General features: G+C 48.1%; 12 protein-coding genes. 3 read left to right on the top strand and 9 right to left on the bottom strand.

The window, feature by feature from the left end:
- Positions 1-2 precede the first annotated feature (2 nt).
- Positions 3-938, bottom strand: coding sequence for an ABC transporter ATP-binding protein (locus tag BLV50_RS30960; RefSeq protein WP_072733570.1), 936 nt, complete (start codon positions 936-938; stop codon positions 3-5).
- Positions 939-1,147: 209 nt separating this feature from the next.
- Here BLV50_RS30960 and BLV50_RS30955 point away from each other — a divergent pair, with 209 nt between their 5' ends.
- Both BLV50_RS30955 and BLV50_RS30950 read left to right on the top strand, forming a co-directional pair.
- The gene (locus BLV50_RS30955) at positions 1,148-2,422 is read left to right on the top strand and encodes a sensor histidine kinase (protein WP_090811896.1); all 1,275 of its coding nucleotides are present in this window, start codon (positions 1,148-1,150) and stop codon (positions 2,420-2,422) included.
- A 19-nt stretch (positions 2,423-2,441) separates the two neighbouring features.
- The gene (locus BLV50_RS30950) at positions 2,442-3,131 is read left to right on the top strand and encodes a response regulator transcription factor (RefSeq protein ID WP_090811894.1); all 690 of its coding nucleotides are present in this window, start codon (positions 2,442-2,444) and stop codon (positions 3,129-3,131) included.
- Between the two features lie 52 nt (positions 3,132-3,183).
- Here BLV50_RS30950 and BLV50_RS30945 read toward each other — a convergent pair whose 3' ends face one another.
- The 5 genes from BLV50_RS30945 to ftsE form a co-directional block, all read right to left on the bottom strand.
- Positions 3,184-4,509 (bottom strand): PDZ domain-containing protein, encoded by a 1,326-nt coding sequence (locus BLV50_RS30945; protein ID WP_072733573.1) that lies wholly within the window; start codon positions 4,507-4,509, stop codon positions 3,184-3,186.
- Between the two features lie 64 nt (positions 4,510-4,573).
- On the bottom strand, positions 4,574-6,043 hold the full coding sequence (locus BLV50_RS30940) for a S41 family peptidase (RefSeq protein ID WP_063567507.1): 1,470 nt from the start codon (positions 6,041-6,043) through the stop codon (positions 4,574-4,576).
- Between the two features lie 134 nt (positions 6,044-6,177).
- A complete protein-coding gene (locus BLV50_RS30935) occupies positions 6,178-7,455 on the bottom strand; it encodes a murein hydrolase activator EnvC family protein (protein ID WP_090811892.1) in 1,278 nt (425 codons plus the stop codon).
- A gap of 153 nt (positions 7,456-7,608) precedes the next feature.
- On the bottom strand, positions 7,609-8,526 hold the full coding sequence (gene ftsX, locus BLV50_RS30930) for a permease-like cell division protein FtsX (RefSeq protein ID WP_063567509.1): 918 nt from the start codon (positions 8,524-8,526) through the stop codon (positions 7,609-7,611).
- Positions 8,516-9,202 carry a cell division ATP-binding protein FtsE gene (gene ftsE, locus BLV50_RS30925; RefSeq protein WP_024631580.1) on the bottom strand — a complete coding sequence of 229 codons (687 nt, stop codon included), beginning with the start codon at positions 9,200-9,202 and terminating at the stop codon, positions 8,516-8,518. The genes ftsX and ftsE overlap by 11 nt, the downstream gene beginning before the upstream one ends.
- Before the next feature lie 252 nt (positions 9,203-9,454).
- On the opposite strand from ftsE, the gene BLV50_RS30920 reads away from it, so the two are divergent.
- Positions 9,455-10,888, top strand: coding sequence for a VanW family protein (locus tag BLV50_RS30920; RefSeq protein ID WP_090811890.1), 1,434 nt, complete (start codon positions 9,455-9,457; stop codon positions 10,886-10,888).
- Between the two features lie 165 nt (positions 10,889-11,053).
- On the opposite strand, the gene BLV50_RS30915 is transcribed toward BLV50_RS30920, so the two are convergent.
- The 3 genes from BLV50_RS30915 to BLV50_RS30905 form a co-directional block, all read right to left on the bottom strand.
- Positions 11,054-12,613, bottom strand: coding sequence for an MDR family MFS transporter (locus tag BLV50_RS30915; RefSeq protein ID WP_063567511.1), 1,560 nt, complete (start codon positions 12,611-12,613; stop codon positions 11,054-11,056).
- 73 nt (positions 12,614-12,686) lie between these two features.
- Positions 12,687-13,382 (bottom strand): hypothetical protein, encoded by a 696-nt coding sequence (locus BLV50_RS30910; protein WP_143038172.1) that lies wholly within the window; start codon positions 13,380-13,382, stop codon positions 12,687-12,689.
- Positions 13,383-13,415: 33 nt separating this feature from the next.
- Positions 13,416-14,141, bottom strand: coding sequence for a polymer-forming cytoskeletal protein (locus tag BLV50_RS30905; RefSeq protein WP_063567513.1), 726 nt, complete (start codon positions 14,139-14,141; stop codon positions 13,416-13,418).
- Positions 14,142-14,147: the final 6 nt, after the last annotated feature.

Raw genomic sequence — 14,147 nt, 5'->3', positions numbered from 1 at the left:
TCCTAGTCCCGAAGCGTACGTCCGGTCAGATTGAGGAAGAGCGTTTCCAGATCAGGCTCTTCGACCTTGAGCGATTGAATGGAGATTTCATGTTTGCTGCAAATGAAGAGCATATCTTGTAGATCCTGCTGTGCAGAAGGCAGCATAACGGTCAATGTATCGTCTGATACTTCAACCGCCCGCACACGGGGGTGAAGCTTCAACTCCTCCACAACATCAGGACCAATGCCCGAAGTGGTGAGCACTATTTTTTCCTCAGATGCAACCCGTTCTCTCAGCTCTGCTTCGGTGCCACAGGCGATGATATGCCCCTGATCCATAATCGCTACCCGGTGACTGATTGCAGCAACTTCCTCCATGTAATGACTTGTATAAATGATGGTTGATCCCATCTGATTAAGCGTACGAACCGACTCCAAAATATGATTCCGCGATTGCGGGTCAATGCCCACTGTTGGTTCATCCATAATGATTAAATCCGGCCGATGCATAATGGCACACGCAATGTTCAGCCTGCGTTTCATACCGCCAGAGAAAGTGGAAGGGGCATCCTTCGCTTTGTCCTGCAAACCTACAAATTCGAGGGATTCCTGTACTCTTTCTTTAAGCATTTTCCCACGGAGTCCATATAGTCTGGCAAAAAAAGTGACATTCTCCGCAGCGGTCATCGTTTCGTATAGAGCCAGATCCTGTGGTACCAGCCCTATTTTGCGTTTTACTTCAAGCGGCCGCTCCTTAACTGATATGCCATCCAACCGAATTTCACCCTGATCCATATTTAAAAGACCGGCAATCATGCTAATGGTGGTACTTTTCCCTGCACCATTGGGTCCAAGCAATCCAAAAATTTCACCTTTACCGACACTCAGATTTAAATGATCCACTGACAGCTTGCTACCGTATCGTTTCACGACGTGATCCACTTCAAGCATAGCCATAGATTATACACTCCTCTTCCGTCCAGCTTCCTGCGACTGGATTTTCATATCTGTATTGTAACGAATTGTGATCTTCTGCGAAGGTACGAAAGGTCATGAAACAAAGGTGACTTAAGTCATCTTCGGATGGGAAAACTGCCTATGATATAATCGACATACATAACCGGAAGGTATACCTTCACTTCTAAAATAAAGGATGTCTCTGACATATGCCGATGCGGTTGCTACAATACGGTTTACTCATAGTTCCTGCGGTTCTGTACATTCTGGTGCTACCCCTGGAAAAAGAAGATAGCTATACTCTGTATATTATCATTGCCCTAGGACTCGCGGTGTGGAAAGACTTCTCCCGTTCAGGTATGCAGCGTCTGCTGCTTGCGGCCGAAATCCTCTTCAGCTGCTGGCTGATCGCTCTATATGGCCCATTTATGTTTTTCCTCTCCTTATCTGCGCTTTATGTGTACATGTACAGACTGGATAGGACCCAACGGTGGTTAATGCTCGCCATTCAGCTTATCGCCAGCAATACCGCGTTACATTGGTATTACGCCCCACCACAGGAGCTTCATGCATGGCTTACACTTCACACCAACACGGCCATTCCTTTTAGCTTCACCCAAGAGACAATGGCTCGGGTTGCAGGTAACTTGCTTCTGCTCATCACCGCAACACTCTCTTGGCAGGGTTCTAGAAGCGCCAGCAGCCGTGGGCAGCTTGAACAGGTATACGATGAGCTGCGTAGTAAACATTACGAGCTTCAGGAGGCACGCGAACAATTGCTGCAATTCACGAAGCAACTTGAAGGAGCGGCACAGGTTGAGGAACGTACCCGGATATCCAGACAGCTTCATGATGATATTGGTCATCGCTTAATTCGCACCAAAATGATGTCTGAGGCAGCCCTCCTCACCCTACCTATACACCCAGAACAGGGCACGGAAATGGTGAGACAGATTCGGGATCAATTGGCCGCCAGTATGGATGACATGCGAACCACGCTTCACAAATTGCGGCCTGACTCTTATATATCCGATGCCTACGCGTTAGATCGTCTGCTTGAAGACGTTGGAAGGGAAACGGGTGTTAAAACGCGTTACGAAGTGCGTGGGCATTCACATGTACTCTATCCCAGTATGCAAATCGTTTTGTATAAAAATGCAAAAGAGGCCCTGACCAATGCCCTCCGTCATGGAAATGCCACTACGATTACAGTGGAACTGGAATTTGGAGAAAGAGAAATCTGTATGTCTATCAGCAACGATGGGAAGATCCATACCCTTTCCACCAAGGAACAAACGAAAGCAAGACATGAAAGATCTCGTGCTAACCCGGGCGTAAAGATAGAGTCTACAGGACTCGGCATGGGGCTCGAAGGAATGCGCCTACGCACACAGTTGGTTGGTGGGAAACTTGAGATCAAGTCGGACTATCCCTATACGGTGATTACACGCCTACCCATGGCAAACAAAGCTGAACTGATCTGAAAAAGGAAGTGATTTGCTCATGTCTGACCTGAATGAATTAAATAACTCGAGCCATTCTGTTCACCCTCAGTCCATTCGGCTGATGCTTGCGGATGATGATTCCTTTATCCGTGAAAGTCTCAAAGTCCTGCTTGGACTCGATCCCGGTATTAACGTTACAGGTACAGCTTCAAACGGACGAGAAGCTTTGGAACTGTTGGAGTCAGGAACACCTGCCGACGTTGTACTTATGGATATTCGCATGCCAGATTGTGACGGAGTTGAAGGTACCCGAATCATTAAAACACGTTTCCCTGACGTGCGTGTACTGATGCTTACTACGTTTGACGATGATGAGTATATTATCCAGGCTTTGCAAAACGGAGCCAGCGGTTATTTACTCAAAAATGTGCCACCTGACCGGATCATTCAGGGCATCAAGACTGTACATAACGGGGATATGTTGATTCATCCTGATATTGCTCGTAAGCTCGCGAGTCTACTTCGTCCTACTGCAGCGCCTCAGACACATGAACCCATTGGCTCTTACGGACTAACCCGTATGGAACTGGCTGTTGCGGAGGCTATATCAGAAGGGCTGTCCAATAAAGAAATTGCCGCGAAGCTATTTTTAAGTGAAGGCACGGTCAAAAACTATGTTACGGATATTCTCGGCAAGCTTAGTTTGCGCGACCGGACTCAAATCGCCATTTTCATGTTGAAAAAGTAGCAAAAAGGGTATTTCCCTCGCCTAATATGGCGGAGGAAATACCCTTTCTTCATTACATCTCTACAGATCTTTGCTCCCCCGCCGGGGCGGGTGGCAATGCTAGTGGAGCCTCAACATTAAGCTGATCTTTCCGACGTCGTGCGAACAACTTGAGACTTACGATATGAAATAGAGTTAGCGGACGCAAGCGGAGCGCCCAGGCTTCATGATTGTCCGGGGCCATGAGCACCCCGAGCTGATGATGCTCTCCTTCATAGATCGCCCGTTGCATGAACTTGCTCTCACCCTGATGATTGCGTACCTCCAGCTTACAAAAGGCCGGATTCATACGCAAAGCGCGATGTAATTGCTCCGGCGAATGCACCAATACGCCATTCACCTTGTACAAGGTCTCCCCAGCTTCAATTCCCAGTTCTTCTGCGGGACTATCAGGAATGACACCCAGTACCTTCAGGCCGTGCTCAGGGTGTACAAACAGCGGGCTGCGGTTTTGCTCCTCGAAGCCACTGTACCACACCAGGAACTCATGCCCAATGAAAGCAGCCAAGGCTGCAACAACCATGAGTGGAGACCACCATGCAGCCAAGAGACTGAGCACAAGTAGCCCTGTCCCATATAGCAGCAATCGTTTTGCGGAAATCTGGACTTTTTCCCCGGGGAGCATACTTTGCGTAACTTCTCCGAATCCCAGCATAATCGGTAGCGCAACCAACATGTAGCCATTTCCTCCGCTGATCAAAGCGGTCCATGGCAATTCGGCCCCGCCCGTAACTGGAACAAGAATCAGTAACGGAATCGGCCAGAAATGCTGCAACTGGTATCCTCCAACGAGCTTGCCGCGTTTACCTTCGAAGAGCAAAGGCGATGCCATGGATACCCCTTGCATACGTACCATCAGTGCTTCACCGATATGTAATACTGCTGCGAGCACAAGAAGTGCAGGCATATCCAGCGCACGTAATGCTTCAGTGACACTTCCCATCCATCCTGCCGGCTGCCAGCCCGAAGCCAGATTTAAACCAAACTGCAACACGCCAAGCAAACCTGCAGCATAAGCAAAACATAAGTATCGGATACGGAATAATGCCAGAAATAACGTAGCTGCCCATATACAGATCAGGCTGCTCAGTGTAAGATGTGCCCCAAGAAACAACGACACGATTGAGACCATTGCACCAATCACAATACCTCCAAGTACTGCACGAATGGTCTGTGTGATCGAGCTTTGCAGACGAACGTGGAACAATTTACGTTCCTGTAAGAGTTGACGATGATAAACGAGAGCAATCAAGATTACCGCAATATAATAAAACGGCTGAATAAACAACTGCAACAATGCTTCTCCTAATGTGGTCAACCATGGCCAAGCCCATTCCATTGTGGACGGTCACCCCTCTCCTTCAGCCGGTTCAGAAAAAAAGAAGGCTGAAAATCAGCCTTCTTTATGGCTTCGACACTGCGGACGAAATATCCTTTGAGACATTTTCGATCGCGCGCTTCAGCTGTGCATCATATTGAGGATTGGCAATGCGTTCAATCAGAGCCGCTTCCAGTGATTCCGCGGTTTTCTCATCAATCTGGCCAGTTGCCTGAATGCCTTTTTGTTTCTGGAATGCTTTGACCGCTTCTTCTGTCTTCTGGTCATAGTATCCATCTACACGATCCGGCTTAAAGTCAAGTCCTCTCAGCATCGTCTGCGCACTTTTCACATCCGTGCTATTGCTGTCGTATTTCAAAGGTAATTTTTCTTTGTTGATTGGTGCCACCGAGAAGTAATCCGGCTGGTTCACCGCAATATCCGGTTTGATCCCTTTTTCGTGAATCCAGTCTCCGTTCGGAGTCAGCCATTTCGCAATGGTGATTTTCAGCAGACTGCCATCACCCATCTGCTTGTCATAACTCGTTTGTACGGTTCCTTTACCAAAGGAGTTTTCTCCAACCAGCGTTGCGCCTGCCGACTGTTGCAATGCACCAGCCAAAATTTCCGACGCACTCGCGCTTCCTTTGTTCATCAATACCGTAATTGGGTACGATTTACCTGATCCGTTCGATTTGCTTTGTTCCTTTTTACCGTTCTTGTCTTCGACTTGAACAATAACTTTGCCTTTCGGAACAAATTGCTCTGCAATATCAATAACGACCTGCAAAACACCACCCGGGTCATTACGAACATCAATGATCAGGCCCTTCATGTTCTGCTTCTCCAGCTTCGCCAGTTCTTCTTTGAAGCGATCTCCTGTGTTCAGCGAGAATTGGGTGATCGTAATAACACCAACACCGTTATCCTCCATGTGGGCGTACACCGTCTCCAGATCAATGTCATCACGTACAATGACAAAGTCAATCAGTTCGGAAGATCCGGCACGTTTAACCTGTACCTTCGCTTCACTGCCTTTTGGACCTCTGATTTTGTTAACGGCTTTGTTCAGTTCCAAACCTTGCAGAGATTCACCATTCACGGACATGATCATGTCTTTCGCGCGAATACCCGCTTTCTCGGCAGGTGATCCTTTGATCGGTGATACCACTACGACATTCCCGTCCTGTGAGGATACCTCTGCGCCGATTCCGGTAAATGAACCTTCAATCGACTCCTCGAACTGGGCTGCTGTTTCCTGCCCCATATAGTTGGAGTACGGATCACCAAGGGATTCCATCATGCCGTTGATCGCACCATCAATCAGTTTGGTTTGATCCACGTCTTTATAGTAGTTGCTTGAGATCAAATCCATCGCGGTTTCAATCTTCTTCAAATCGTTCTTCTGCTGCGAACTGCCAGTAACGCTTGCGAGCAATCCTTCCCCAGGTGTCGTCTGTGCCAGGCCAGGAGAGCTCATCAGCACCAGCGTAAGCAGGCTGCCTCCGAGAAGGGCTACAATGACAAGCAGCAGGGCCGATCTTTTCTTCATCATCCGTTTGTCACCGCCTTTAGTATTGAAGCGTGTCAAATTCAATTGTTCCGTGAATCATTCCCTGAACATGCCAGCTTAGTATATGCCTAGCTTGTACGGAATATGTTTGTTCCATTCCAACTGTTGGCTAAAAACTACAAATAGTTAAATGGATTCACTGCTGTTCCATTATCACGTACTTCAAAATGCAAATGCGGTCCAGTGGAGTTGCCTGTACTGCCTGATTCAGCAATTATATCGCCACGGCTTACCGTGTCACCCTTGCTAACCTTAAATCCGCCTTCACGTAAATGACCGTATAGCGTCCATAATCCGCCTCCGTGGTCAACAATGATGGTGTAACCATATCCACTATACCATTCAGCCATGATGACGATCCCGCCTGAAGCGGCATGAACGGACGTTCCTTGAGCAACAGCAAAGTCTACACCTGCATGCATTTTACCTACTTCGCCCGTGATCGGGTGAATACGAGGCCCAAAACCGGAAGATACACGCGCACCTGATACTGGCATCCCAAAGATGCCGTTACCACTGGAGTATGTGCTACTACTGCTGTTGGAGCTGACCTTGGTCGGCGCCTTCGCAGCAGCCGCGGCACGTGCAGCAGCTGCTGCTTTTGCTTTGGCGGCCGCCGCCGCTTGTTGCTCACGCAATTTATTTTTCTCTTGCAGAAGGGCCGAACGCTTGCTGGCAATCTGCATCAATACATCTTCCTGTTCTTGCGTCAGCTCTTCAGACTCTTCAATTTTAGCATCATAGGAAGCGAGAAGCACTTGCTTCTCCTGTTCCTTCTCATTCAATTGGGACTTACGCTGTTTCTTCTGCGCATACAGACTCTTGGCTTCTGCATATTGCACATCGAGTTCTGCTTTTTTGTCCACGACGAGCTGCTTGTCCTTTTTGTGTTCATCCAGCAGATGCTGATCCTGATCCACAATCGTTTTCAGTGAATCGGCACGAGTCAGGAAATCAGTGAAGCTTGTGGAAGTTAACAACACATCGAGATAAGAAACGGCACCATCTGTATACATCAGCCGTACACGTGATTCAAGTAATTTCTCTCTTGCAACGATACGTTCTTCTGCAGCTTGCAGATCTTTTTTCGTTGTCCGGAGATCCTCTTCCGTATTTTCAATCTGCAAGGATACGTTTGCCAGCTCATCACTAACCACATTGATCTGCTCCATGACGACTTTCAAGTAAGCATTGGTCTTGTTCTTGTAATGCTGGGCTTCCTTTTTGTTGCTGGCAGCCTTTTGCTGCTCTTTTTTGGCCGAAGCCGCCTTGCTCTCCAGTTGCTGAATCTGCTGATCAATGTCGCTAATGCTACTCTTGGCATATCCGTCAGAAGGTTGAAGCGTCAAACTGGCCAATAACGTTAGAGCCAGTAGCGAAGCTGTTTTTTTCAAAATGTGATCCCCCATCCTATGAATTCACAAGAAAGCAACCTGCACAGGTGGTGAACAGCATGTTCTTTGCTTTCTTTACACTAAAGACTCCGTCTTTACTACATATCGTCAAACAGCGTTCATATATGAACCTGCTTTGCCATTCTTTTTCGATTAAACGTTAAGAGACTTACGGATGGACAATGTACTTCCCAAAATACCAACCAGCACACCCAGTCCGATCAACAATGTTCCAAACAACAGCCAAATATCACCGAGTGGAATCAAATTAAGCATCTGCATGAATACATCCTGACCGATTGTGGCCATCAGGCGGCTGTAACCGAAGAACAGTACCGCTACCGTAATCGCCGAACCGATCAATCCAATCAATGCCCCTTCGACAAAGAAAGGCCAGCGAATGAACGTGTTGGTTGCTCCAACCAGTTTCATAATACCGATCTCCCGGCGCCGGGCCAGAATCGTTACGCGAATCGTATTCGAGATCAGGAACATGGACATTAATCCCAGTCCCCCAACAAAAATAAATCCGATATTCCGGACAAGCTTCGTAAATTTGAACAACACTTCCACTGTTTCCTTGCCGTAGTTCACTTTCATGATCGGCTTCTCCGGGTGTTTATCGTTCAATGCTTCGATTTTTTGCGCCACAAAAGTGACGGTTTCCGGTTCAATAACCTCTACTTCAATGGTCTCCGGCAGTGGATTGTTATCCACATCGAAACCGCTTAGCACATTGTCTGCACTTTCTCCGAGACGTTCACGGAACTCTTTGAGTCCCTCTTCTTTGGAGACAAAACGAATTTCACTGACTTCAGGCATCGCACTGATTTCCTGCTCCAGCGTGTTACGCAGGTTCTCATCCACGTTCAGCTCAAGAAACGTACTGATCTCGACCTGACTGTCCACCTGGTTGGCCATGGAATTCACATTGAGCACCAGCAGCATGAACACGCCCAGAATGAGCAGAGACACGATAATGGACATGATGGAGGCCACGGACATCCAGCCGTTGCGGAATACGTTCTTGAATCCCTCCCGTAAATGGCGCAAGAGAGTACTAAAATTCATAACCGTATTCCCCTCTCATCTGATCCCGTACAATCTGTCCCCGTTCAATCGCAATAACCCGTTTACGCATCGTATTAACGATATCCTTGTTGTGGGTTGCCATGACAATGGTTGTCCCGCGGAAATTAATTTCATCCAGCAGTTGCATAATGCCCCATGACGTCTCCGGATCAAGGTTGCCCGTAGGCTCGTCCGCAATAATAACAGACGGATTGTTCACGATGGCACGTGCGATGGCAATACGCTGCTGTTCCCCACCCGACAACTGTGAAGGTTCACGATTCGCCTTGCTGCGCAATCCAACCAGATCAAGCACTTCCATCACTCGTTTCTTAATGTGACGCTTCGGTGCTTCAATAACTTCCATGGCAAATGCCACATTCTCAAATGCCGTCATGCGTGGCAGCAACCTGAAATCCTGGAACACAACGCCGATATTCCGGCGTACGTAAGGAATTTTGCGTGGCTTTAACTTTCCGATATTAAATCCGTTAATGGATATTTGTCCTTTGGTCGGAACTTCTTCCCTGTACATCAATTTCATAAATGTCGATTTGCCTGCGCCGGACGGACCGACGATATAGACAAATTCATTGCGGTCGATCTTCACCGACACCCCTTGTAATGCGTGGGTACCATTGGCGTAGGTCTTCCACACGTCCTGCATTTCTATCACATCATCACTTCCCGTTGCATAGTTAGCCATTATCATTTCGACACAATCTTGGCATTTCCTTTAAAAAGACCTGAATTTCATCAGGGAAAATCCATTTCGCCCCTTTTTCGATGGTGAAGCATGGATTCATATGAATTTTATTGTAACAAATTTGTTACCTATTGAGTACCCGAAAGTTTTCCATCATTGGATCATATATATGGAAAGTGTTACGAAATGCGGAACAACAGAAGTACAAAGGAGCGTACGGATATGAAAAAAATACATTTGATGGTCATTGCACTGTTCTCCATCCTATTACTCGGTTCCGCGTCCTATGGATTGCTGTATATGTACGTGAACCAACCCGCCCTACCGGAAGGGGTACGTGTTGCGGAGTGGTCGGTTGAGGGCGTGAATCGCAAGGAAGTTCTACCGGCACTGGATGAACGATTAAAACAAATGGAAGCATGGCCGATCACCCTGGAGGTTGACGATCCTACACCAAAAACAATGATGTTCACCGCCGCCCAGACAGGCGCAAGCTACAGTGCTGATGACTTCCGGACAGCTGTGCAGCAATTGGATGAAGGCAATCTGTGGGAGCGCGCGTATGCCCGATATCATTTCATCAAGGAGTGGTCTCTGAAGCTGACTTACAATTCAAAATCGTTGAAAGAGCAACTTACCCCTGCCTGGGAAAAGGAAACCTTCGGTACACCCGCGAACGCTGTTCGCCGCATTACCGCAAGTGACAAGGTCCAGTACATCCCGGAAAAAGGCGTCCGCCGGATCGCCTGGGATGAACTCGCGAGCCAGATGCAGGCTAAGCTGCACCGGGATTTCGCTCCACTGGACCATGATGCGAAGCCCAACCCGCTGTTGATTCAGCTGCCGTTGTATACACTGCAACCCGAAGTGACTCTCGATTCGCTGCGCCAAGAGGGAATTGACCGGAAGATCATTCAGTTCTCCACTGGCCTTGGAAACAGCAGTGCAGGCCGGATACATAACGTCAGCGCAGCAGCGCAAGCCGTTAACGGCATGATTTTGCCGCCAAATGGTACTTTTGATTATGAGAAGGTCATTAGGAAGGCAGAGGAAGACTATGGTTTCCGGGAAGCCCCGGTTATCGTGAATGGGCAACTGACCCCCGGCATTGGAGGCGGCATCTGCCAGGTATCAAGCACCGTTTACAACGCAGCCCTGTTGACCGGACTGGACATTGTAGAACGCCGCAACCACTCCCTGCCCGTCAAATATTTGCCGAAGGGGCTGGATGCCACGTTCGCCTCAGGTTCCATCAATTTTCGGTTCAAAAACAATACCGGCAAGTCTCTGCTCATTCATGCCAAAGTGGAAGGTGGAAGCTTAACCGTCAAATTTTTCGGGACCTTCCCGGAGAACGTCAGTTATGCCCTGGAATCCCGTACAATTGAGACATTAAGTGCTCCCGTCAAATATGTATCGAGTAATGTGCTGCCTGACGGCGCTCAACAGGTGCTCCAAAACGGTCAACCCGGATATATTGTGGAGACGCTGCGCACCAAAAAGGTAAATGGTAAAATTGTCGAATCCAAAACCATTACACGTGACACATACAAAGCCCAGAATCGCCTGATTGCCCGCTCTGGTCATACTAACCTGCCTGATCCCAAAGAGCCATCAGTTGTAGAGGATGGCATCAGCGACACGAAGCAGCCTTAATCTTTTTTTTCACATGCGTGCACATGGATAGGATAGGCTCAACTCAGCAAACGAATTACAAATAGAAAAAGACACATCTCCTGTTCCCCATTCGGGGTCCCTCGAGAGATGTGTCTTTCGTTTGTTTTACAGATACATATTGTGTATTGATTAGACTGAAACCTTTTAATGTCCGCCTGTGTACTCTTTCTGCTCCTCACCGATAACCATCTTCTCATTACCCATGAAGAAAGCAGCAATCAACGCGAGTGCAGCCGGGATCGCAGCCCAGGCAAAGAGCTGCACGATGGATGAAGACAACGCATGCGTAATGGTATCCAGCACCTGAGGCGGAATCGCTTTTCTCAGCTCTGGCGATAGCAGCGCATGTGGATCACTTAGATCCACTCCCTGAGGCACGCCGCCTGCAGGAGCACCAGCGCCCCCTGCTTCCGCCGCTGATCCGGCGAGGGCATCATTCATTTTGCGCGTAAATACCTGGCTCTGCACGATACCAAAGATCGTAATGCCCATCGTCATCCCAAGTGAACGCAGGAAGTTAAGTGTGGAGCTTGCCGCTCCGCGTCGTTGCGGTTCAAACGCGTTCATGGCTGCATTGCTGAGTACCGAGAACGACGCCCCTACACCGAGACCAATCATCACCATGAATATACGTATCGTCCATAGAGATGAAGTTTCATCCAGTGTCGTCAGCAATCCAAGACCAACCACAAGCAAGGCCAGTGTAGGAATCATAATGTTGCGATACTTGATTTTGGTCATCAGTACCCCACCCATGGAAGCCGTCACAACGGACCCCAACATCATGGGCAATAACACGAGACCAGAGTTGGTCGCTTTGCCACCGAGTACCCCCTGGATGAAGATGGGAATGTACACGGATGCGGTAATAAACGCCGCACCACTGAACATGCCAATAACGTTACTGGACCAGTACACCCGATTGCGGAACATGCCGAAGGAGATAATGGGCTCCTTGGCTCTCGTTTCTGCAAACAGGAAGAGCAGCGCTAGCACCACGAATCCGGCAAACAAACCAAGGATCTGCCATGAGCCCCAGGCATACGTTTTGCCACCCAGTTCAAGCCCGAAGATGAGACAGACTACCGCACCAATCAGTGTGATAGCACCCAGCCAGTCAATCTGTTGGGATTGATGCTGATGAGATTCCTTGTAGAAAAATGCAATAAACACAAACGCAATCAAACCAAGCGGCAGGTTGATATAAAATACCCATTCCCATGTCGCATACTGCGTGATGTAAGCACCCAGCAGCGGACCAAATACGCTGGATAAACCAAACACAGCTCCGAACAAACCGCCCAATTTACCCCGTGATTCCGGTGCGACCACATCAAACATGATCGTAAAGGCAATCGGCACCAGAGCACCTGCACCAATACCTTGAATAGCTCTGTACATCGTCAGCTCAACGATTGATGTTGCCGTTCCACATAATGCGGATCCGAGCATAAATACCAGTATTCCGAAAACAAAAAACTTCTTCCGTCCGTACATGTCGGATAACTTACCAAATATTGGCATACCGGCCATCTCGGCCACCATGTAAGCGGAGGTCACCCATACGAACTTGTCGAGCCCACCTAGCTTCCCGACAATGTCGCCCATAGCTGTTGCCACGATGGTATTGTCCATCGAAGCCATCAGTATGCTTAGCAGTAACCCTGCCAGCACCAATCCAATATTATTTTTACGTGTAGCCATTCTACTCAATCTCTCCCATTCACATCCGATTCATATGACTGAATTAGTATATCCGAAAAGTTACGGCGGATAATCAGTCCAAGGACCGATTGCTTTGCACCAAAACTTCCGATTGCGGATGAATTTGCAGAGAAGAGCGGTATTCCACAGTACCAATTCGGCACCCAGGGCCAATTTTTATTTTATCTCCTCGTACAACCTCGGCCTCCGTGTTCTCAAGTTCAATTTCGTCGCCTTCGATTAGATTGGCCTTGAGAATAGACTTGTTACCAGTGAACAAACCCTCCAGCAGTTTTCCCCGCGAATTCTTTACTGATATGATGGAACCGCCCATTTCCTTGACCTCGGATGGACCCATAATTTTAAGTGTCATACTTTCGGCACTGAGCATACCCGTTATCGTAAAACGGCCATTCAACTTCATATTCTCCACCTGACAATCGCCTGACACATGAAGCTCGCCTACTACTTTCATATGTTCAGCTTTTGCATACAGGTTAGAAGTATAATTGCCCTCCTGATCTTCGTCGCGGGCAGCAGCCCGCTCTTTCAGGGTAAGGGTTCCCGTAATTTTGATATCCGTTGATTCCAGAGATCCGTATATGACGGATGTGCCAGTGCATTTGAATTGATCACAGATCAGATTATCATTAAATGAGGAATCCCCCACTACCTTGACCTTGCCGTACACACCGCCAGAAGAACTGCCGTCGCCGATGATGCTAATGTCATGTTTTTTATCCAATGAACCAGCAAAATGGTTATTCAAATCCATCACATCCCTTTCTTTTCATATCAAAATTTAAATCCGCTGACTGCTGCCCACCTTGGCATCTGGATCAACCTCTAGTTCACCCGAATATTCGACCAACCTGATGTTACAGCCACGACCGATATGAACCTTGCTACCACGAACAATATCAGCCTCGGTATCTTCCAGCACGATTTCATCCCCCTCAATCAAGGATGACTTGAAGGACGGAGTACCGCCTAGGCCAATACTTTTCCAAAAACCAGTCTGTTCCTTACGCCGAATATCAATGCGTTCCCCGCCAATCTCTCTCGCCGAAGAAGATGTATGCAGCCTGATCTCTACCGTTCCCGCATTCAGAAAGCCACTAATTTTAATATTGCCCTGTACGTTCAAAGACTCACATTGTACATCGCCCTCAATATCAATCACGCCACCAATATCGATGCGTTCCCCATCTACCCGTCCGCGAACAGTACACTTCCCGTTGACTTCAAGCTCAGGGCTTCGGAGGTCTCCGTTAATGGTTGTTAAGCCATCCACACGAACACGAGAACTAATCAAGGGGCCGTTCAGCGTGCACATGCCGTTGATCGTTGCACTCTCTGAGCTCAAAGCACCGTGCATCTTCAATGTTCCATTCACATTCATGGAGGTACAGTCCAGGTTACCGTTTACTTTAGCCATGCCATCGATAGATACCCGGTGAAAATTCCCGCCTGCCGTTTGGCTCATGCCCGCTACGTTCAGATCATTGCGCAAATTACGTTCCTCCATATATGA

This window comes from Paenibacillus sp. 276b, from assembly GCF_900107875.1.
In the GTDB taxonomy this organism is placed as follows: Bacteria; Bacillota; Bacilli; order Paenibacillales; family Paenibacillaceae; genus Paenibacillus; species Paenibacillus marchantiae.
Note: the sequence above shows the minus strand (reverse complement) of the source record. Positions and strands in the feature narration are given on the sequence as shown.